Here is a 22,914-nt window from a genome sequence, read left to right as displayed (position 1 = left end):
CTACTGCTTCGAGGTAATTATCGGCATATCTGCCAATATTTGCTGAGAATCACTTATCGATAGCTTTCCTGGCTCTCTTTTTGGTTTGAACCTTCCTATCACCCTAGCTTCAGGGTCGACAAGTACAACAGATGCACTGTGATCAACTAAATAGTTGGGGTTATCGGTACTTTCAGCAATAGCATACATCATCCCTAAATTACGTACGAACGGGAATAGCATTTTATGCTCTCCAGTAACCGCAATGAACTCCTCATTAAAATAGCTTACATACTCTGAAAGTCTTTCTATTGAATCGCGATTCGGATCAACGGATACGAATACAACTTGTATTGGTTCGACAGTATTTAACGCTTTTAGTTCAGGGTATATTCCGCTTAGCTCGGCCATAGTTGTTGGGCAAATATCCGGGCAAAATGTATAGCCTACAAATACTAAACTCCACTGTCCTTTAAGCGAGGCGTTATCGAATACATCACCTGCATGTGACGTTAGCTCAAAAGGTGATAATGCTCTTGGCTCAGGATAGGTTTGAAAGTACTCAGGCTGACTATCAACGCTTGGCGGCGCGATATAAAGCGCCCCTACAATGCCTGCACATAACGCTAAAAATGCAATAAGACCGACAGTAGTTCGTTGGTTCATAAACTCAATGGAATGTAGTGATCTAAGAGTAATACTACAAACAATACCATGAGATGAATAATAGAGAACCTAAAAGTTTTCATTGCCGTTTGAGGCTGAGCATCAAATTTTAGCTTTAATGCATAATATAAAAATCCAATATTAAGCACGCTTGAGCCAATTAAATAAATGAGGTCGCTCATACCTGTAAGGTAGGGAAGCAAGCACACAAGCCCTAGTAACACTGTATATAACAATACTGACGTCTTCGTAAATGAAACACCGTGTGTTACCGGCAGCATAGGCACCTTCGCTTTGGCATAGTCTTTTTCTCTATGGATGGCTAGGGCCCAAAAATGGGGCGGGGTCCAAGTAAAAATAATTAGTACCAAGAGTAGTGCATGGGCATGTATTTCCCCGGTTACCGCCGTCCAGCCTAAAAGTGGCGGTGCTGCACCTGCCAAACCACCGATCACAATATTCTGAGGCGTAGCGCGCTTTAAATACATAGTATAGATAAACGCATACCCAACTAAGCTCGCTAAGGTCAACCAAGCGGTGAGCATATTTACAAATAAAGCCAATACCACAAACCCTATAACACCTAAAATACCGGCAAACCAAAGAGCATTGTTCACACTGACTTTGCCTTTGGCGACAGGCCGATTAAACGTACGCGCCATGACGCTATCTATTTTGTGGTCGACAACGTGATTAATTACAGCTGCAGATGCGGATAACATACCAATACCCAATAGGCCGCAGATGAGTACGGTTGCATTTACCCATGTAGGCGTGGCTAAACACATGCCCACCAGCGCAGTTAACAACAGCAACATAACCACGTTTGGCTTTGTCATTTCGTAATAATCGCGCCACGTTACTGTATCGTGTTGACGGGAAGTACGTGCATGTAAAGAGACCGATTTAGCCATGGAAACCTCCTGGGGCTTTAGGAAGAATGTGCGAGGACGTAGACCCGCTCATAGGATCTTGATAAGAGTCGCGTAAAGATGCGTATTCAGATTCGTGTAGTGGTGTATTACTAGCTTGCTGGTTTCTAAAAGCGCCTTGCAGCGATTTAGACACCGAGAATGGCGCGTTACCTTGCTTCTCTAAATCGAAAGCCTGATCGTTTTCCAGAATTCGGAAAACGGTAAAAATAAGGTTTAGCAAGGATAGGAGCAATACTGCTGCAACCGCGTTATGCATGACGGCGACAGCCAGTGGCAGCATAAAAGCAACGTTACTAAGCCCCAAAGCCACTTGAGTACACAGCACAACCAACATAAATGCGCTCACATACTTTTGTTTATTTGTGGCGGAACGGCTAACTAACGCGTTTATACCAAGTGCTAACAAGTATAAAAACGTAATCACTGCGCCAAACCTGTGCACTATATGCATAGTGACCCGCTCGCCGTAATCGTGAGCGCCAAATTCATAGTTGTCTGCGTCAGGCACGCTGAATGCACCTGCGATATCGATTCTGTCCTGCCACCCGCTTTCACAAACCGGCATTTCGGTACAAGCTAAGGCTGCATAATTTGCGGAAGTCCAGCCTCCCAGCGCAATCTGCGTAACAAGTATGCCAAGCCCAATAAAAGCAAAGAATTTAAGGTTTCGCTGAAATGTCTTTGCCTGTGTTGAATCGCCAGCGTCATTGCCATGTAACGCTGACACAGTGGAGCGCTCTTTGTGCCCAAGTTCATCGTTGGCGCTCTCGCGCAAACGCAAGTAAAGAATAAACAAGCAAGAAAGCACAGAGAAACCACCCAATAAATGCCCCATTACGACAACGGGAAGCAGGTTGAGCGTCACTGTCCACATACCTAGGGCGGCCTGAAATATTATGAGCCCCAAAAGTAAAAGCGGCAGCTTAAGGGGCGTCCCTTTATCGCGCTGCCGAAAGGCGATAACCGCAATAGCTAGCACACATAGCCCCAGCGTTCCTGCAAAGTAGCGGTGAATCATTTCATTCCACGCCTTAAATGCTTCAACTGGACGCTCAGGGTAGGCGGCATTGGCTTGTGCCACCTTTTCTTCACTTAAAGGCACAGTTAAATTACCGTAGCACCCAGGCCAATCGGGGCAGCCTAACCCTGCATCGGTCAATCGTGTATAGGCACCTAATATAATAACAACAGCCGCTAGAAATATACTGAATAGGGTTAACTTTTTCATAGCGTTTATCCTATGCGTGATAGCTTTAATAGCTTTCTCATGTCTGCCAGCATGTTGCGGCTTTCCATCACGGCGTCTTTTCTATCGTCTTTGATCTCGTAAAAAAGCATAGCGTTATTTTGGGTATCGACGATATAGACACTGCTAGAGGCAAGTTCGGTAGCTGTGGTCACGGGCAAAGTTTCTACGAAAGGATAGTCCGCTAAGGCGGCTACCGCCCCTTGATCGCTTGAAGCTGTAGTAACGACCACCGCTTGGGCTCGGTCAGACTCTTTACCCAACGCGAGCCACACTTGGTTAATGCTAAAGAGTGCGTTTTCGCACACTGCATCACACTCATTAGGCATGACATAAAGCAGACGCCATTTGGGCTTTGCATCTTTTAAAAGTGCACTCATGTCGATAGTTGGCGCTAGCAACTGACCTTTATTAGTAGCACCTTTGGTGAACCAATCGTTGTCAAGTGCAAGCTTTGCCATAACGACGGGCAAAACAAACACAGCTACCATAATAATTAATGTTTTTTTCGAAGCAGTGTTACTCATAACTACGTCCTTTCTTGCTAATTGCAAAACCACCAATTGCCGCTGCGGCAATGGCTAAACCAAACCACTGGACAGCATAACCAAGGTGCTTTTCTGGAGACATTACAACGGCCTGGTGTTCGCGAATAAACGCAGAGTCAGGCGTAGTAAGTTGAAGAATAAAAGGTAAAAATTTACGATCTAAAGCGTCGTTTAATACAGGGAATTCGATGTGCTGAACAAGCGCGGGGCTTTGGGACAAGGCCATATTAGTTTCTTTAACTAAAGGGTTATTTCCCGGCACACTGATGACGCCGGTAAAATCGCGTAGTTCGCTGGTAAAGTTTATATCCGGTAAAGTGCGAGTTAAATCTGGCGCGGGCACCCAACCGAAGTTCACTAAAAGCCATCCGGCATTGGTGTACACAGGCGCTATTACGTCAAACCCTACACGCTGGTTTTGTACCTGGTTATCTAAAAGCAATATGTGATTTGCATCTAATGAACCACTGAAAGAAACGGTGATATCTCTTGGATCAGTGTGAATCAGTGCCTCTTCTAAACTCAAGGTTCCATTACTTTGCTTTTGCGCTATGCTAGCTAAACGTTGTTGCTTTTGGACCATGCGATCTAGTTGCCAGTAGCCTAAACCGCACATAATCGCCACACTAAAGCCCGTAAGTAACCAAGGAATAATATGGCGAGTGTGAGAGGACATGATTATCTCGCACCCTGCATAATGAGAATAAAAACAGAGGTAAGTATGCTGATAAAAATAATCCTTATTGCTTTGGTGCTGTACATGATTGTGAATTTGTTCATGGCGATGCGCATCATGATCAAAAACGACACTTCTAAGGGGCCAATGAGTAAGTATATTGGTCGACGTGTGCTCACTTCAGCCATCATCGTAGTTATCATTCTTATCGCTATTGGTACGGGCTTAATTACCCCAAACCCAAGACCGTATTGAGTTTGAGGCTTTATATCTAAAGGACGTAAACAAAGATGTAGAGCATGACCCACACAACATCTACGAAGTGCCAGTACCAGCTTCCCGCCTGGAAGGCGAAGTGGTTTTCTGGCGTAAAGTGACCTTTTAATACTCTAAAAAACAGTACAATTAAAATGATGGTTCCAAGAGTCACATGCATGCCGTGAAACCCGGTCAGCATAAAGAAGGTGTTACCGTAAATGCCTGACTGAAGCGTAAGCCCTAGATCGCGATAAGCATGTATATACTCCTCTACCTGCAAGAACAAAAACCCACACCCAAGTAAAATAGTGACACCCAGCATTAGCGTTAATTGCTTGCGCTTGTTTTGCTCTAACCCCACATGGGCGAAGTGCAAAGTAATAGATGAAATGAGCAGAATAATTGTATTGATAGTCGGTAGCCCAGCAGCGCTCATTTCTTGCGTGGTAATGCCTCCTGGCGTTGATACCAGCGGCCACATGGCTTCAAAAGTCGGCCACAAGACTTCATTGGTCATAGCATTGTTTGAAGCCCCACCCAGCCACGGAACCGAAATAAACCTTGCGTAGTAGAGCGCACCGAAAAACGCGGCGAAAAACATCACTTCAGAGAAAATAAACCAGCTCATCCCTTGTCGATAGGAACGGCCTAGCTGGTCGCTGTAAAGCCCGGCCATAGACTCATCAATTTGGTTTTTAAACCAGCCCACTAGCATAACTAGCAGCACGGCTATTCCTGCCAAGAGGATATGTCCTCCATAACCGGTTTCACCTCTAGTTGCCTGCACCACATAATTGCCTGCGCCAACGGCGATAAGAAACAGCGCCACGGCGCCTACGATGGGCCATGGGCTTTGTGCGGGTACATAGTATTTTTGGTATTCGTGATTCTGTACTTCGGTTTGCATTTTCTTCTCCTTATCCCTTCTGCTTATTCACCAGTTGATGGGGTTGAAGCCATAAAGGGATTCGGTGTTGTCGTTAGGTCACTGGCTCGCGCTGTGACGTCATAGAGTGTGTACTGCAAGGTAAAAAATGTTATATCTTCGGGTAGCTGCGGGTCGACGTAGAACTGCATGGGCATGTAGGCCTCACTTCCCGCCTCTAATGGCTGTTGATTGAAGCAAAAGCACTCTGTCTTGTTTAAGTAGAGCGCCGCTGTGCCGGGGGATACAGAAGGTATCGCTTGAGCAACGATGTTACTTGATGCAGGGTTTCTCACATAAAACGATACCGTGTTAAGCTCGCCAGGGTGCACCTTCACACGCTTAGTTTCGGCGCGAAACTCCCATGGCATTCCAGTATTGGTGCGAGTGATAAACTCTACGGTCACTTCACGTGACTCATCAATCTCAACTGATTGGTAAACTGCTGCCGTGTTCTCAGTTTTGCCATTAATTCCCGCTACGTCACAAAATACGTCATACAAGGGGACCAAGGCGAAGCCAAAGCCAAACATGCCAATGACAATAGCAACAAGCTTGATAACCATCTTGTTATTTGCATTTTGCTGTGACATTACGCAACCTCCGGGTAACTTCACTAGTGAAGCTTGTTAAACGCTTGTATAACCGCTTATTTACTCCACTGTCAGCACTATGTGAATGCCATCCTTACCGCTGCTTTTTAGCACTTTACAAGAATGGCTAATTCACAAACGCCACCTACCGTTACTTCACGACAGGTGGTGTTTCAAACGTGTGGTAAGGCGCAGGTGATGGAATTTCCCATTCCAACCCTTCAGCGCCATCCCAAACTTGCGCCGATACTGCTTCACCTTGCTTTTTGCACGCCTTGATAAGCAGGGCAAGAAAGATCAGCTGAGATAAGCCGAAAGCAAAACCACCCAAGCTTATCCATTTATTGAAATCAGCGAACTGTAATGCATAGTCAGGAATACGACGTGGCATACCTGCTAAACCAACAAAGTGCATAGGGAAAAACAAGACATTTACCGATATCAAGGAGCACCAGAAATGCCATTTAGCCAAGGTAGTGTCGTACATTTTGCCTGTCCATTTAGGCAACCAGTAATACACGGCCGCCATAATTGAAAAGACTGCCCCAGTTACCAGAACGTAGTGGAAGTGAGCCACAACAAAGTAGGTGTCATGATATTGGAAATCCACAGGTGTTATCGCCAGCATTAACCCTGATAAGCCACCAATGGTAAACAGAACAATAAAGGCAATAGCAAACATCATTGGCATTTCAAAGCTTAGTGAACCACGCCACATGGTTGCTACCCAGTTAAACACCTTAACCCCAGTAGGAACCGAGATAAGCATGGTGGCAAACATAAAGAACATCTCCATGTACACCGGCATGCCCGTGGTAAACATGTGGTGAGCCCACACCACAAATGAAAGCAGTGCGATAGACGCTGTGGCGTACACCATAGACGCATAGCCAAATAGCTGCTTTCTGGAAAAGGTAGGAACAATTTGCGAGATAATGCCGAAAGCAGGCAAAATCATGATGTACACTTCAGGATGCCCAAAGAACCAAAAAATGTGCTGGAACATAACTGGGTCGCCGCCACCTGCAGCATCAAAGAAACTCGTTCCGAAGAACTTATCCGTTAATACCATGGTTACCGCACCGGCAAGTACGGGCATAACGGCAATAAGCAAGAATGCGGTGATAAGCCACGTCCACACAAATAGCGGCATTTTCATCCAGGTCATACCCGGCGCACGCATATTGAAAATAGTCACAATCACGTTAATCGCGCCCATAATGGAGGAAATACCCATAATGTGAACCGAGAACACGAACAGCGCGGTGGAATCGCCACTATAGGTTGTTGAAAGCGGCGCGTAGAAAGTCCACCCGAAGGCAGGGCCACCACCTTCCATAAATAGCGAGCTAAGCAGAATTAAAAAAGCGCCAGGTAAAATCCAGAAGCTCCAGTTATTCATCCGCGGCAACGCCATATCTGGAGCCCCAATCATCATCGGGATAAGCCAGTTTGCTAGCCCCGTAAAAGCGGGCATTACGGCACCAAAAACCATGATAAGCCCATGCACCGTAGTCATTTGATTAAAGAAATTTGGTTCAACAATTTGTAGGCCGGGCTGAAACAATTCAGCGCGGATCACCATGGCCATTGCACCGCCAACTAAAAACATAATAAAGGCAAACCACAGGTAGAGTGTGCCAATGTCTTTGTGATTAGTAGTAAACAGCCAGCGCGTTATTCCTTTGGGAATATGATCGTGGTGCTCATGGTCATCATGTAGGTGACCACTGTGAGGCGCAGAGGTATCTGGCGAAATAACTTCAGTTGCTTTGCTCATTTTTCTGCTCCTAGTTTCCGTTTGCCACTGCATTGACGTCTTTGGCCTGAACCATATCGCCCGTGTTATTACCCCACGCATTGCGTTCGTAAGTGACTACCGCTGCAATTTCTTTAAGGCTAAGCATTTTGCTAAACGCCTGCATAGCCGTACCCGACTTACCATGTAGGACAATGTCGATGTGACCTTGTTGATCTTCTAACGCCATCTTGCTGCCTTTAAGTGCTGGGAATACACCTGGTAAGCCCTCACCATTTGGCATATGACAGGCTGCACACGTAGCGTTATAAACGCGCTCGCCTTCTTTCATTAATTCGTCCATAGACATATTCATAGAAAGTAGACGCTGCTCTTCTTCTTTGGCTTGACGAACAATTTCTTCTTGTTCGCCCATCCATTTATCAAACTCAGCGGGTTCTTTAGCGATAACCACGACTGGCATGTAACCATGGTCTTTTCCGCATAGCTCAGCGCATTGCCCCCGATAAATGCCTGGCTCGTTGACCTTAGCCCAAGACTCGTTAATAAAGCCGGGGTTGGCATCTTTTTTCACAGCAAAGTCAGGTACCCACCAAGAGTGAATAACGTCATCTGAAGTGATAAGAAAGCGTACTTTTTTTCCAGTAGGGATAACCAATGGGCGGTCAACTTCCAACAGGTAGTTATCTGTTTTTTGAAACTTGTTCTCTATTTGCTCGCGTTGAGTAGCAAGCAGAGAATAAAACTCTACGTCGCTGTCCATATACTTGTAGTGCCACTTCCACTGTGAGCCTGTTACTAGCACAGTCATATCTGGCTCAGATGTGTCTTCCATTGCAATAAGGGTGTTCGCCGCAGGCACAGCCATAAAGATTAGAATAAGAAAAGGAACAACGGTCCACGCAATTTCAACCTTCACGTTTTCGTGAAAGTTAGCCGGCTTAGCACCACGAGACTTCCGATGCAGATACATTGAGGCAAACATAACCCCAAACACTACAACCGCAATCCCTACGCATATAAAGAACATCAGCATATGCAGGTCGTAAACCTGCCCGCTGATGTCGGTGGCACCGCGTCTTAGATTAAGTGAAGAAGCCTCTTCACTGACTTCTTGGGCAAGAAGCAAAGGAGAAAAAAGCAAAAACGGTATAGTTGAACACCATTTTGCGAAAACGGTCGTTAGTTGTTTCACTCAGCACCTCCGTAATAGCAAGACCAAAAACGCTGATATTTTTGCGCGATGCCCTACCAAATGGTTTGCGAACGATTGACCCATAACCTCAACTTGTAAAACAAATTTAGAGCCATTGTTATTATTTTGTTAATCTTTGTCTAAGAATTGCGCAATAATTCCGTGCCGTCTAGTCTTTTCTGTTAAAAATTTAACGAAATGTTCAATTTTTAATCATTTGCAATGGCAGCCTAACGTTACGTTTTGAATAAAGGAGTAAATTGGTAGCTGTTGAGACGGGGTAAAATCAAACGCGCATTTTGAACAACGCATGTGAGTTTACGAGCAATCATTTGAGCGAAAAATCAACGAGTAACGCGCTATCGATATTTATTTTCAAACAAATTTTCAAACAAATTTTCAAATAATGAATGCATACCTAAAAATTCATTCATAGGCAGAATGGCTTTTGCGTGCTGCTTAATATTTATACTTGAGGTCATGATTATACGAGGTATTGCGCGCTGCTAACTTGAGAAAACTAGCATAAATATGGCAACAAAAGGCATTAAAAAAGCGGCTAGGGCGCCGCTTTTCGCTGAAGATGTTAAAACCTTACATCCAGTCGGCGTTTCTTATGACACCCACGGCAATACCTTCTATAGCAAAAGGCTCGCTTGCAAGATCTACTTTAATTGGCGAAAACTCTTCATTTTCGGCATGGAGTAACACTTCACGACCGCGTTTCTCTAAACGCTTAACCGTAACGTCTTCATCCACCCGCGCCACAACGACCTGACCATTGTGGACATCAGTCGTGCGATGCACCGCGAGGAGATCACCATCTAAGATACCGATGTCCTTCATACTCATGCCGTTTACGCGAAGCAAAAAGTCTGCCTGAGGCTGAAACAAAGCAGGATCGACTTTGTAGTGCGATTCTACATGTTCTTGCGCCAAAATTGGCTCACCAGCCGCTACGCGCCCGATTAGAGGCAAACCTTCTTCTTCTGGTGCTGTATCCTCAAGGGGGATATTGAGCTTAATACCACGGGAGGTACCAGGTAAAATTTCAATTACGCCCTTACGCGCCAATGCTTTCAAATGTTCTTCTGCTGCATTGGCAGAACGAAAACCAAGTTGACGAGCAATTTCCGCACGTGTAGGCGGCATTCCCGTTTCTTGCATGGTTGTTTTAATAAGTTCTAAAACTTCAGTTTGTCGAGCTGTGAGTGGGCGCATAAAAGACCTGTCTGTTCATACAGTTCCTGTAAGTATATACACCTAAAAACAAATAACAAGCACTTGCCGCGTCTTTTGCTACACGCATGAGTCTGCGACAAGTGCAGTATCCTTATTTTGCCAGAAGGGCCATGTCCGAGTTACCTATTTGTAGCTCCAACTCTCCATCGCTGTTTTGGCGGGTACGCATACCATCAACGTTTTGCAGCCCCAATAATGGACTGTGCCATACCGTATGCCCTTTATTATCAATCTCAACTACTTGGTACCCGATGCTGTCATAGTAATCATACGAATAGTCGTAATCATCTGGCTGATGGATGGCGAGGATCGACTGGTTAGACGATGTCGTTGGTATAGCTGCTATCTTCTGAGGGTAAAAAGACAGCGCTATAGTCTCTTTCAATGCTAACGCTTCGCTTGTCACGTCATACACATTGATAGTTGAATAATCTCTATCCAGACACACAAACTCAAGGTCACTATCGCTATCAAAATTTACTGTGAGCAGTTGATCGCAAGTAGTTTCCAACTCATTTAACTCAACGAACTCACCGTCCTGCATTTTATAGAGCTTGAACGAACGATACCCCCCGACAGCAAAATAATGCACTCCATTACTTTCTGAAACAGCCAGCGCGTTGATTGAAAAGTCGTTGTTTATCGCGTCAATTAGCACCTGATTTTCAATATCAAACGCTTTAAGTCGATCGTTTTCCACGACAACTGCATCAGCGTAACTGTCGTTATTCACATCTAGTGCTTCAATAAATGATATTTGACTGTTGTGATTTTGACTCAGTGTCCACTGAACAGAATTATCCGAAAGTCTCACCACATTGAACGACGAATTATAGTCCAGCGCCCCTATTAATAACTCACCCACACCGTCATTATTGTAATCTGTAACGACCGGCTTGCTGTAGTTATAGGCGTCTTCACCAACTTCGCCACTTATCGCAAACTCATCGTCTTTGTTTACTGATAGAATTTGAATAGATGAATCGTAATTGCTTGTGTCACTGACAAAGACAGCTCTTTCGTCATTGTCACCGTAGTGAGCCCAGCCTGCAGCGTGATATGTATAAGCGCGCGGCGCACTTTCAATATCTGTCAATGCGTACTCACCGCTAGCGTTCTGCTGTGCGACTAAAACTTGGTTGTCACCAGTCCAAATGATATCGGGCACATTGTCGTTATCTAAATCATCGATAAGAAGTGACATAGCACTGTACGTGTTGTGAGCGATAGCCCACTGCTCAGAAATTTGACCCGCATCGAATACAAAGCCTTTCACCTGTCCCCACTGACATTCGGATACCACCACGAGCCCTTTAGCAGCGGAGCTTTCATTGGTGTAGGCTATATCGCAAATGTCTGGATGTTCCAGCGTGGCTAAACTGTTTTTCGATACTGCTGAGTAAATTGAGATATGGTTCCAACTATCAGCACCGATGATTTCATCGACACCATCGTTACTCATATCGCCCACCACAACAAACATGTTGCTAAACCCGCTGCCATACAGCCATTGGTTGGTACCACTATCAATGTCAAATACGTAACCGTTGTTCGTTACCATCTCTATCGAAGCGTCATCATCTACATTACCAAAAGCAATATTATTTACGCCGTCGATATCATACTGCTGTAACTGTTCACCCGTTTGAACATCAACAATGACAATCGCGTTCGGATCATAATAGTCATCACCGTATAAATAAGCGACTTCATCAATCCCATCGCCATTAACGTCATAAAACAATCCAGAAACTATACTTCCTTCTACAACGAACACCGCTTCGGCATTACTTTCACGGTCTTTTATAACAGACATACCCTGTTGTGTAAGAAGGTAGATCTCATCGTTATTGTCACCGTCAACATCCTGGGAATGCACGCCCCTAATTTCACCTTTAGTGGGCAGTTTATAGGGATATACGTAGGTATTTTTGAGCGAATTTCCCTCTAACGAAAAAGTACCCACACTTCGCTCATTAATTGATACAAGCTCTTTTACACCATCAGATGAAGCGACTGCAAATCCGTGATTATAAATTGGTGTCATCGCCGTTGCGCGTGCGTAGGCTGGGGCTTTATTTGCGTAAGCCTTGATCTCTAGGGTTTGTAAATTCTCCTCGCCATCTAAGCTAGCAAAATTAAAAATATACGTTTGCTCGTTGAACAACTGACTCTCAGGTACCTGCCAAGTCAATAAGCCTTCGTCATCGAGGGTTACGCCTTCAGGCGCTGATACAAGCTGCCCTGCAGAGTCATTATTAATTTTATCGGGGTCCGTCATGCTCACAGTGAACTCGACGTAACCACCAGCAGCTACCGATTCAGGCATATTGGAAACGACAAGTGTCATTGGGGAGTCACTGATAGTAATAAATAATGGTTGCGACTCAACAACGTTTACACCGTCGGACACAACCATAGTTACTTTAAGTTCATCACCGAACACCGCGTTGTATGCAGGCAATGTGCTTCCGCTAACGCCCTCTAGAACAACGTTGTTAATATACCAACGGTAGGATATTGACAAATCAGGTTCAGGCGTATCAGAGTCGTAATAATACCCCTCATCAACGGTTATATCGTCAGACGTGTAAACAGGGTCATAAGCAAAGTAATAAGGTTCACCTGCAACGGGAGGTGCTGAAATGGTTTCTATATCGGATAGGACAATATTCGCGATATTACTGCTTGCAAAGGTCTCGATACTGCTGAAAAACACGCCAATATCATAGGTATCATCACCGTCGGAATCTTCACCATAGCGAACCGCGCCCTGCATTAAATCTATGCCTGCCGTTTTATCGCCCTTTACGACAAGGGAACCTTGGTAAGCATAAGGTAGCCCTCCTTCCTCAGACAAGTAAGAAAACTCTAGTTTACCTTTAGAGCCGATATGTATTGTCCCCTCAAATTCAGAGGAGTAACTAATACTTCTCATACCGTCAAAAGAGGTAGCGTTTATTTTGTAGGTCTCGCCGTTAAATGTAGCAGTCAGATATTGTGTGTATTCTTCGTTGTAATAACCCGTGCGTGAGTCGTAGCTTAAATCAGCTTTCATTAGCCCTTTTAGCGTTACGCGTTGGCTACCTCTTCCTACCGAAAGACTCGTGAAATACGAGGTGGCCTCAAAGTTGTCGTCGTCTGATTTAGTAATAGCGACTGAAAGTTGGCCGTCGTGATACGCATTTAGGTAGTAGTGAAGGCATTGGTCATAATCGACAACTATTGTCCCTATACCCGTTTCCAGATTCAGATTTCCAGAGTAAGAAATAGAGCCTGAATCCGAACACGGTGTGACACCCTCAATATTGCCGTTGGCATCTACAAACTCAGATACCTCGAACAGATCTAAATAAGGTGAACTCGTGATATCTTCACCGAAAAGTGCCACATAGACGTTTTGCACAGTACTAAGATCGACTGTTGCCACTTTTGTTGCGCCCGTATAACCATTGTCAGCGTAGTTCTTAGCTGCAGAATCTAGTTGTGCAGTAGAGTAGTCTAATGGATTCGACAGAATTTCTAACGCGGTAGGCTCAGGAGGAGGAGCAGGTGTTGGGTTAGGAGACGAGTCAGCCCCTCCTCCGCCACCACAAGCCGTTAGAGCTATAACAGAAAAAAGGCCAGAAAAACCCAAGCGCGAAGAGTTCATGTGTCGTCCCTGATTTGTAAGGCATGATGGCTTTTCATTAGTCAAAAGCTCAAAACACGCCTAATTTGTTAACTATAATATTAGGTTCTTATAACTTATCTTCTTTTGTCTGGCAATATCCCTGTTGCTTGATGCACAAATCACTAGCACATATCGACAAACAGCGACAGTCAATCTCCGTCCCAAACCACGCGATTTCGGCCTTGCTCTTTTGCCTTATAGAGGGATTTATCAGCCGTAGATAATAGGGCGCTAAAATCTGCGCCGAAGGTACTATCGACAAAGGTTGCTCCTATGCTGATAGTAAGTTTTATATTATCGTTCTTATAGTTAACAACACTTTCTTCAACGGCTATGCGAAGCGCCTCTAACTGCGTGTTAATTTCTTTTTTATTTTTCCCCAACATCACGATTGCGAACTCTTCACCGCCAAGACGGGCAACCACATTGGGTTCACTGTTTTGTTTGGCTATCTTCCTTGCCACACTAATGAGCGCCTGATCACCCGCATCATGTCCATAGGTGTCGTTTACCTTCTTAAAATAATCAATATCAACAATCGCAACGCAAGCGCTCAAATGCTGTTTTGAAAGTGCTGTGCACTCATCGATAAACGCCCTACGGTTATATAAGCCCGTCAACGAATCCGTCATAGCCAATTGCCGTAGTTTTTCTTCTGCGACGGCACGCGCTTCTTCTAATTCTACCGCATAGAAAAGACCAGCTAACGCATCGAGTAAAGGCTGTAGAAACTTAGCATCTTCTAAGCCGTAGGTCTCAAATTTGTTGGCTAAACCAATCATACCCACCACTCTATCCTTGACCTTGATCGGTAGCCCTAAAAATCGACTAATGCGGGGGTGCCCTTGGGGCACTCCTTTTGAATTGGGGTGACTCCCAGAGGTATTACTTATCGTTACTTCACCGGTTAAAATTGTGGTACCAAAAAGATTATCAAAGCTACTGAAATACAAGTTCCGTTTTTTATACTCGTTGTATTGCGTGAAGCTGCTACTGTCCCACACTATTTCAGAAATGGCGTGAATAAACAGCTTCGAGCCATCACCTTCCCCTTTCATTTGTCCAATAAAAGCAAACTGACTGTCTGATATATCAATAAGCTCGGGTAGCACTGTTTGGCAGGCCATGGTTAAATCGTTGTTCTGAAGATAAGAGGCGCGGGTTTTATTGATAAACTGAAGTAGCTGAGTTTTCTTTTTCTCATGAAGTTCGCTTTCCATTCGTTGGGTAATGTCACGATGAATTCCGGCAACCCGAGTGGGTTTTCCCATAATGTCAGTTTCTACAGTTTTTCCATAGCTTTCGACCCAAACCCAAGAGCCGTTAGTATGCTTCATGCGAAACGTAGTATTGAAAACCTTGCTCTTTCCAGCAATATGTTCGTGTAACTGCTTTTCGACTTTCACATAATCCGCAGGATGAATCAGCTGTCTGAAAAAGCGCGAACTGGTGTCATAGTATTCATATTCAAGACCGACAATATCACACCAGCGTTTGTTCACTTGGTTTACATCAGCGGTCAAATTCCAATCCCACGTACCTAACTCAGAGGCTTCCAATAACAGCCGCATACGCTGGTTTGTTTTGTGAAGTTTGTCTTCAACATATTTTTGGTCGCTGGTGTCAAATAGAAATGCCTGAACGGAATACAACATACCGTCTTCACGGAAACTAGCCGTAGAGATCATACTTACCCAAATGGTACGTGTGGGCGTGGCAATTTGAAGACGACAGGTATGCGTTTCTACGCCCTCCATATGGGCTTGCATAGCAAACGTAAAGTCTCCCTCAGCGTCTTGTGTTAAAACATCGCCAAGCTCGACTGCGCCGCTAAGTAAATCTTGGGACGATATGCCCAAAACGCGCTCGCTATTTTTTGAGATATGAACCAGTTTGAGCGACGTAGTATTTCGCCACGTAGCCAGAACAATGGGGGACTTTTCTATTAGCCCATGCTCACGCTTGAGTACTTCGTGTTCTTTTGAAAGAGAAATATGCTGACTAACAAGCGTGCCAATTCGATCTAGAACTTCTAGATATTTCTTGTCAATTTCTCTTGGAACGGTATCAATAAGACAGACAGCACCAATAATCTCATCATTAATTTCAATGGGCGTGCCTGCATAAAAGCAGATGTGCGGCTCACCCGTCACTAGTGGGTTGTCTTTAAATCTTGGGTCTTCTTGGGCATTGTTTACAACGACTTGTTGACGCTTTTGCACGACACGGCTACAAAAAGCATGTTCCCTACTCACCTTGGAAAGTGAAGTCCCATACCGCGCTTTAAATACCTCTTCAAACTCACCAACGATGCCAATTAGCGCAATGGGCACTTTGTATGCTGCAGCTAACACCACCATAAGGTCGTTGAGATCTAATGGCACGTCGTTGCTGAGCATAAAATCATCAATTGTCTTCAGGCGGTTTCGATCATCCACTACATCTTGCTCATATTCATTAACTTTTATAAAAGTAGTAACAATCAAAGCTTATAGCAATTTAAATACTGCTAATGTTGCGTTGCTAAAAGGGCCGGAGAGCCTTACCCTAAGTGGTGCTACGAAAAATATAAAAACACAGACGCTTTTGAACTTCTTGAACTTACAGCTAGGTACGGAGTCTGTAAAACAAGCAAATCAATAACATTGGCTCATCGCGAGATTGCGATGCGATTGTGTTACACTTCACCCGTTTTTATTTCATAGGATTACATAATTCATGTCGTGGATGCGAAAAGCCCTTCTGTCGGTGTTTCATTATCCTGTTAAGTTGCTGGTCAAAGCTCACAGTATTCCAGTTAACGTTGAAACCGAATTAGGAATAGATAAAAGCAAACCTATCGTTTATCTACTTCCCAACAACTCAGTGACAGATCAGCTTGCACTGAGAATGTCGACAAAAGCGCTAGGTTTACCTAGTCCTACAGATACGCTCACATTGGCAGGGCGAGAATATTCGTCGACGCTGTTCTTACGTAAAACCCAGCCTATTTTTCGCTCGTCAGCCAAAGATACCGGGATTGAAGAGGTTTTCACTGACCTTTTTCATTTGCATAGAGATCATGAAAATCTAGATTTACAGGTTGTGCCTGTATATGTCACGTGGGGTCGAGCCCCTGGGCGCGGGAATCCAGGCTTAAGCGATTTGATTACGGAGGCAGCAGCACCAAGTTGGCTTCGCAAATTGTTCATCGTGCTATTTTTAGGCCGAGATAACTTTATTAATTATTCTAAAGCTGTTTCCGCACGCGCAATGTCAAATCAACACGGTAGTGATCAAAGCATTGCCCACAAGCTTGTACGCGTAGCAAGTACTCACTTTCAACGAAAACGTCAGAGTATGACAGGCCCTACACTGTTAGAGCGACAAGAGCTCAACAACAGTGTGTTAGGATCAGATGCAGTGCGTCGTGCCATTGCTGAAGAGTCGCGAAGCAAAAAAGTGACTCATGAAAAAGCAAAGGAAACTGCACAGAGCTATATTACCGAGATTGCTGCAGACTACCGTGAAGGACTTATCCGGTTTGGTGACAGACTGCTCACACGCATTTGGAACAAGATTTACAACGGTATTAGCGTAGGCCATGCAGAGCGCATACGTGAGCTGGCCGCTAACGGCCACGAAATTATTTATGTTCCTTGCCACCGCAGCCACATGGATTATCTGTTATTAACTTACGTGATTTATCACGAGGGTATGGTAACGCCTCACATTGCAGCGGGTATCAATCTTAACTTTTGGCCTATTGGCAAAATGTTTCGCCGAGGAGGCGCTTTCTTCCTTCGCCGGAGTTTTGCTGGCAACAAGCTTTACACGGCTGTGTTCAGAGAATATTTAGAGCTGCTATTCAACAAAGGTTACTCTGTTAAATACTACCCTGAGGGTGGACGCAGCCGCACCGGTCGCTTGATCCCACCGAAAACCGGTATGTTAGCCATGACTATTCAAGCCATGCTTAAAGGCGTTAACCGCCCTGTTAGTATTGTTCCTGTTTACATTGGCTATGAAAACGTAATGGAAGTGAAGAGCTATTTGAACGAACTTAAAGGCTCTAAGAAGAAAAAAGAATCTAACCTTCAGGTGTTCTCTGCCATTCGTAAACTTAAAAATTACGGGCACGGTTATGTAAACTTTGGTGAGCCTATTGCGCTTAATCAGTTCCTTGAAAGTCATGTACCGAACTGGCGCGATTGTCGCGATGCTGAACCAGAGAAGAAGCCCGCTTGGTTAACGCCTGCAGTTAATGAATTGGCTAACAACGTCATGACGCGCATTAACCGCGCTGCAGCACTTAACGGCATGGCATTAGCTTCGCTATGTCTGCTGTCTTCTAAAAGGCAGACAATGAGTGAAGTGGAGCTTCAACAAGCCATGGATGACTTCATGAACTTGTTCAAAACGGTGCCCTTCAGTGATGATGCCACAATTCCAGATTCATCGGCACAAGAATTACTTCGGGATACATTAAAATTAGGTCGCTTCGATGTAAAAGAAGATGATTACGGACGTTTGATCAGCCCTCAGCCCAAATCTGCTGTATACCTGACCTATTATCGCAACAATATTTTGCACTTGTTCGCCATACCAGGCCTTATCATGGCGTCTATCTTTGCTAAGAAGGGCGCAACCAAGAACAGCATTTTCCAGCTCATTGCAGCGCTTTATCCTTTGCTACAAAAAGAATTGTTTTTGCATTTAACGCAAGATGAAGCACTTGCGCATACTGATGCCTTGATCACTGCCATGTTAGACAACGGACTGTTGCGCCAAAAAGATGGTGAGCTTTTACCTCCAGATGCACACTGCAAACAGTTCCATTCTGCTTGGTTATTAAGCCGCTGTATGCAGGAAACATTGCAGCGTTATGCTGTGGTATTAACTATTTTAGATAAAGAAAAAATAATTAGCCGCAGTGCATTAGAGCGAGAAAGTAAACAGGTCGCTGAGCGCTTATCAGCGCTTTATGGTTTAAGCTCGCCTGAGTTTTACGATAAGAACGTGCTTTCTAGCTTCATCGGCGCGCTAAAAGATAACCATTGGTTAGACTCTGAAAAAGACGGCAGCTTAAAATACTCGGAAGAGTGTGAAGCCTTGCGTGCTGACGTGATGGCGTTGATATGGCCTGAGATGATTCAGCATTTAGAAAATGTTGCGCTTAACACGGCAAATTAACTTTGTAAGCGACAAGGGCTATAGCTTTGTTAAAAGCGTAAAAAAACCCATGCATTCGCATGGGTTTTTTATTAGCCATCTATCTAACTAAATAGTGTCTCTCGCTGTCTATAGCGCGATAGGCGCCGAGACAGTACCTCTTAAATCGAGGTTAAATTAGCGAGGCTGTAATAGTGCCGCTTTGTATCGCTCCTCGGTAAACCTGCGCTTAACGTGAAGCAATACAAAGCGAAAAAAGGTTTAAAACGAGTTAAGTTGCGCTTTTGATTGCATAGCCGACAAAACGTTACGCTGGTTGCGACAGAAAAAAGCGATACGCAGGGTTATCTGTTACCTCTTCGACCTTATAGCCTAATTCAGCTACATGCTGATTAAAGTCATCCCGGCTTTCTGGCGCAATGTCAAAACCAGCCAATACCAAGCCTTCCGCAGCACCGTGGTTACGATAGTGGAATAAAGTAATATTCCACTGCTCACCCAATGTATTTAAGAAGTTCAGCAGTGCACCTGGGCGCTCAGGAAATTCAAAGCTGAACACCTGTTCGTTTAAAATGGTCGGCGGGCGGCCGCCTACCATATGCCGGACGTGAAGCTTTGCTAACTCGTTATCCGTTAAGTTAACGCAGTCATACCCCTTGCTTTCAAGGTCACTTTGCAGTGCAGCGAATTCTTGCTGCCCACCTTTTAGCTTAACCCCAACGAAAATATGCGCTTCGCTCTCACTTGCGTAGCGATAGTTGAATTCAGTAATCGCTTTTGCCCCAACGCACTCACAAAACTGTTTAAACGCACCTTTAGTTTCAGGAATTTTAACGGCAAAAACCGCTTCTTTCTGCTCGCCTAATTCACAGCGTTCAGACACATAGCGCAGGGTGTGAAAGTTGATGTTTGCGCCACATAAAATACCGCCTAGCTTTTTACCTTTAAGATCGTGTTGCTTGGCATATTTGCGAATTGCCGCTACCGATAATGCACCCGCAGGCTCGGCGATAACACGGGTATCATCGAAGATATCTTTTATAGCCCCGCAGATTTCATCATTGGTAACCGTAATGGTTTCATCAACTAAGCGGTTACATAGACGAAAAGTTTCTTGCCCCATTACTTTCACAGCCACGCCGTCGGCAAAAATGCCTACGCTTTCCAGCTCGGTAGGCTCGCCTTGCGCTTTTGCTTCAATGAAACAGGCCGACTCTTCTGACTCAACGGCTACAATCTTAATACTGGGTTTGAGTTGCTTTAAGTACACCGCAATGCCAGCGGCTAGGCCACCACCGCCAACAGCAATAAACAAAATATCCAGGTTTGGGTTTTGCTCCAACAACTCTCGTGCAACAGTACCTTGCCCAGCTATTACATCTGGGTTGTCGAAGGGCGGCACAAAAGTATAGCCGTGGGTATCACACAAGTCTTTGGCATGGTTGCTTGCCTGGTCGAAGCTCGTGCCATGCAAGACAACATTTACGTTATCACCACCGAAGCGACGTACTGCGTCCACTTTAATGTCAGGGGTGGTTTCTGGCATAACGATAGTCGCTTGAATACCTTTCATCTTTGCGCTGTATGCTAGGCCTTGCGCATGATTACCTGCCGATGCACCAATTACACCGGCTCGTAGCTGTTCATCGCTTAGCGAGCAAATGCGATTGTAGGCACCGCGCAGTTTAAAGCTTTTAACCGGCTGCTGATCTTCTCGTTTTAGAAAAATTTCATTGCCAAGCTCAGCCGAAAGCAACGACATATAAGACAACTCACTCGCCACCGCCACATCGTAAACCGGGGCAAGCAAAATCTTCTTTAAGTACTCGTGATCGCTAACGTGTGTTGATGTCATTACAAATTTTCCAGCTTACTGACATCGCGTACTGCACCCTTATCGGCACTGGTTGCTAACGCCGCAAAGGTTTTAAGTGACGTAGAAACTTCGCGTACACGATCTTTCGGTTTCCAAGGCTTATCGCTTGCTTCCATTTTTGCACGGCGCTCGGCAAGTGCTTCATCAGAAATAACAATGTTGATGCTTCTATTAGGGATATCTATTTCAATTTTATCCCCATCTTCTACTAGGCCAATACCGCCACCGCTGGCGGCCTCTGGTGAACAGTGTCCGATAGACAAGCCACTTGTACCGCCACTAAAACGCCCGTCTGTTACCAAGGCGCAGTGTTTGCCTAGGCCTTTCGATTTCAAATACGACGTTGGGTACAGCATTTCCTGCATGCCCGGCCCGCCACGAGGGCCTTCGTAGCGAATAAAGACCACATCACCGGATTTTACTTCATCGCCCAAGATACCTGCCACCGCGTCGTCTTGGCTTTCGTAAATACGGGCAGTACCATTGAATTTAAGAATAGACTCATCCACACCAGCGGTTTTAACAATGCAGCCATCTTCTGCTAAGTTGCCATAGAGCACCGCTAGGCCGCCTTCTTGGCTAAACGCATTCTCGATGGAGCGGATGCAGCCATTTTCACGGTCATCATCGGCTTCATCCCAGCGACAATCTTGGCTAAAGGCTTTAGTCGTACGAATACCCGCAGGGCCCGCACGATAGAAAGTAATTGCGTCTTTATTCTCTGGATTAGTGATATCCCACTCGCTGATAACATCAGTAAGCGGTTTACCTAAAACATGGTCAACATCGGTGTTAAGCAAGCCCGCTTTATTTAGCTCGTTCAAAATACCCAATACGCCACCCGCACGGTGTACGTCTTCCATGTGATATTTAGGGGTAGAAGGCGCCACCTTGCATAAGTGAGGCACTTTGCGAGACAGGCGATCAATATCATCCATAGTGAAAGGCACTTCACCTTCCATTGCTGCCGCCAATAAGTGCAGGATAGTATTGGTTGAGCCGCCCATAGCAATGTCTAGGCTCATGGCATTTTCGAAAGCTTTAAAGTTGGCAATGTTACGTGGCAATACGCTTTCATCATCATCGCCATAATAACGTTTACAAAGCTCAACAATTTGTTTGCCGGCTTGCTTAAACAAGCCTTCACGGTCAGCGTGAGTGGCTAGCATAGAGCCGTTGCCCGGCAGCGATAGACCTAACGCTTCGGTTAGACAGTTCATGGAGTTCGCAGTGAACATTCCTGAGCAAGAACCACAGGTAGGGCAGGCAGAGCGCTCAATCTCGTCAGTGTCAGCATCGCTCACTTTGTCATCAGCAGCCGCTACCATGGCGTCAACTAAATCAAGCTTAATAAGCTGGTCCGAAAGCTTGGTTTTACCCGCTTCCATTGGGCCGCCAGATACGAATATCACTGGCACGTTCAAGCGCATGGACGCCATTAACATTCCAGGGGTGATCTTATCGCAGTTAGAAATACAAACGATGGCATCGGCGCAGTGTGCGTTCACCATGTACTCTACTGCATCAGCAATGATCTCGCGAGACGGAAGGCTGTACAGCATACCGCTGTGGCCCATTGCTATACCGTCATCTACCGCTATGGTATTGAATTCTTTGGCGACACCACCAGCTTCTTCCACGCTGCGCGCTACTAGCTGACCAAGGTCTTTGAGGTGAACGTGCCCAGGTACAAACTGCGTAAATGAGTTAGCAATAGCAATAATAGGCTTGCCGAAATCAGAATCTTTCATTCCGGTTGCACGCCATAGCGCACGAGCGCCGGCCATATTTCTACCTTGTGTGGTAGTTGCAGAACGTAACTTGGGCATAAATCCTTCCCGTTAATTTTAGGTGCTAGGGTTTAATGCTAGACCTTATATGTGAAACTTAAAAACAGTGGTAAACCAGTGATGCTTTGGCTTGTTTTCCAATACACACTGTTTTACTCAAAATTGCATGTCATACTGATGATGTATTAAATCATCTTAGGTCGTTCAAGCGAAGGGCGACAAAGCCTAACTGCTCACGGACCAGTAGCGCTTTGTTTTATATGATATCTTTGACTTACAATGCCGTATTCCTTTGGCATTATAAAAATGAAATGTTGTTCGTTTGGGGTTATGGCTTTACCCCTACAAGCAATGCGCGGTAAACCGCGAATTGGTTTTGTGCACAGAAATAGCATGAAACAC

16 protein-coding genes are annotated in these 22,914 nt (G+C 45.0%); 2 read left to right on the top strand and 14 right to left on the bottom strand.

What is annotated here, in order from left to right:
- From ACYX4M_RS07500 to ACYX4M_RS07480, 5 genes are read right to left on the bottom strand one after another with little or no spacing between them, the layout of a single operon-like run.
- Complete coding sequence (locus ACYX4M_RS07500) at window positions 1-645, bottom strand: SCO family protein (RefSeq protein WP_476082504.1); 645 nt, start codon at window positions 643-645, stop codon at window positions 1-3.
- A complete protein-coding gene (gene cyoE / locus ACYX4M_RS07495; protein ID WP_334059759.1) occupies window positions 642-1,559 on the bottom strand; it encodes a heme o synthase in 918 nt (305 codons plus the stop codon). The genes ACYX4M_RS07500 and cyoE overlap by 4 nt, the downstream gene beginning before the upstream one ends.
- Window positions 1,552-2,808, bottom strand: a complete 1,257-nt coding sequence (locus ACYX4M_RS07490) for a COX15/CtaA family protein (RefSeq protein ID WP_476082503.1) — start codon at window positions 2,806-2,808, stop codon at window positions 1,552-1,554. Before ACYX4M_RS07490 ends, cyoE begins: the two co-directional genes overlap by 8 nt.
- A 5-nt stretch (window positions 2,809-2,813) precedes the next feature.
- The gene (locus ACYX4M_RS07485) at window positions 2,814-3,353 is read right to left on the bottom strand and encodes a hypothetical protein (protein ID WP_334059761.1); all 540 of its coding nucleotides are present in this window, start codon (window positions 3,351-3,353) and stop codon (window positions 2,814-2,816) included.
- Window positions 3,346-4,050, bottom strand: coding sequence for an SURF1 family protein (locus ACYX4M_RS07480; protein WP_476082502.1), 705 nt, complete (start codon window positions 4,048-4,050; stop codon window positions 3,346-3,348). Before ACYX4M_RS07480 ends, ACYX4M_RS07485 begins: the two co-directional genes overlap by 8 nt.
- A 45-nt stretch (window positions 4,051-4,095) precedes the next feature.
- On the opposite strand from ACYX4M_RS07480, the gene ACYX4M_RS07475 reads away from it, so the two are divergent.
- Window positions 4,096-4,305, top strand: a complete 210-nt coding sequence (locus tag ACYX4M_RS07475; protein ID WP_334059763.1) for a DUF2909 domain-containing protein — start codon at window positions 4,096-4,098, stop codon at window positions 4,303-4,305.
- 16 nt (window positions 4,306-4,321) lie between these two features.
- Here ACYX4M_RS07475 and ACYX4M_RS07470 read toward each other — a convergent pair whose 3' ends face one another.
- From ACYX4M_RS07470 to ACYX4M_RS07440, 7 genes are all read right to left on the bottom strand, one after another.
- On the bottom strand, window positions 4,322-5,215 hold the full coding sequence (locus tag ACYX4M_RS07470) for a cytochrome c oxidase subunit 3 (protein ID WP_334059764.1): 894 nt from the start codon (window positions 5,213-5,215) through the stop codon (window positions 4,322-4,324).
- A 23-nt stretch (window positions 5,216-5,238) separates the two neighbouring features.
- On the bottom strand, window positions 5,239-5,826 hold the full coding sequence (locus tag ACYX4M_RS07465) for a cytochrome c oxidase assembly protein (RefSeq protein ID WP_476082501.1): 588 nt from the start codon (window positions 5,824-5,826) through the stop codon (window positions 5,239-5,241).
- A 151-nt stretch (window positions 5,827-5,977) separates the two neighbouring features.
- Window positions 5,978-7,606: a cytochrome c oxidase subunit I gene (gene ctaD / locus ACYX4M_RS07460; protein ID WP_476082500.1), complete on the bottom strand. Its 1,629-nt coding sequence runs from the start codon at window positions 7,604-7,606 to the stop codon at window positions 5,978-5,980.
- A gap of 10 nt (window positions 7,607-7,616) precedes the next feature.
- Window positions 7,617-8,780 (bottom strand): cytochrome c oxidase subunit II, encoded by a 1,164-nt coding sequence (gene coxB / locus ACYX4M_RS07455; protein WP_476082499.1) that lies wholly within the window; start codon window positions 8,778-8,780, stop codon window positions 7,617-7,619.
- Window positions 8,781-9,374: 594 nt separating this feature from the next.
- Window positions 9,375-10,001, bottom strand: coding sequence for a transcriptional repressor LexA (lexA, locus tag ACYX4M_RS07450; protein WP_474803480.1), 627 nt, complete (start codon window positions 9,999-10,001; stop codon window positions 9,375-9,377).
- A gap of 112 nt (window positions 10,002-10,113) precedes the next feature.
- Window positions 10,114-13,674 (bottom strand): hypothetical protein, encoded by a 3,561-nt coding sequence (locus ACYX4M_RS07445; protein WP_476082498.1) that lies wholly within the window; start codon window positions 13,672-13,674, stop codon window positions 10,114-10,116.
- A gap of 170 nt (window positions 13,675-13,844) precedes the next feature.
- On the bottom strand, window positions 13,845-16,133 hold the full coding sequence (locus ACYX4M_RS07440; protein WP_476082497.1) for a sensor domain-containing diguanylate cyclase: 2,289 nt from the start codon (window positions 16,131-16,133) through the stop codon (window positions 13,845-13,847).
- 280 nt (window positions 16,134-16,413) lie between these two features.
- Between ACYX4M_RS07440 and plsB the strand changes: the two genes are divergently transcribed.
- Window positions 16,414-18,867, top strand: coding sequence for a glycerol-3-phosphate 1-O-acyltransferase PlsB (gene plsB / locus ACYX4M_RS07435; protein ID WP_476082496.1), 2,454 nt, complete (start codon window positions 16,414-16,416; stop codon window positions 18,865-18,867).
- Window positions 18,868-19,153: 286 nt separating this feature from the next.
- On the opposite strand, the gene ilvA is transcribed toward plsB, so the two are convergent.
- Window positions 19,154-20,701, bottom strand: a complete 1,548-nt coding sequence (gene ilvA / locus ACYX4M_RS07430) for a threonine ammonia-lyase, biosynthetic (RefSeq protein ID WP_476082495.1) — start codon at window positions 20,699-20,701, stop codon at window positions 19,154-19,156.
- The gene (gene ilvD, locus ACYX4M_RS07425) at window positions 20,701-22,551 is read right to left on the bottom strand and encodes a dihydroxy-acid dehydratase (protein ID WP_476082494.1); all 1,851 of its coding nucleotides are present in this window, start codon (window positions 22,549-22,551) and stop codon (window positions 20,701-20,703) included. Before ilvD ends, ilvA begins: the two co-directional genes overlap by 1 nt.
- Window positions 22,552-22,914: the final 363 nt, after the last annotated feature.

The sequence above is a fragment of the Alteromonas sp. ABV4_150 genome, assembly GCF_056311745.1.
The sequence above is the reverse complement of the archived record's forward strand: the minus strand, read 5'-3'. Positions and strand labels throughout refer to the sequence as shown.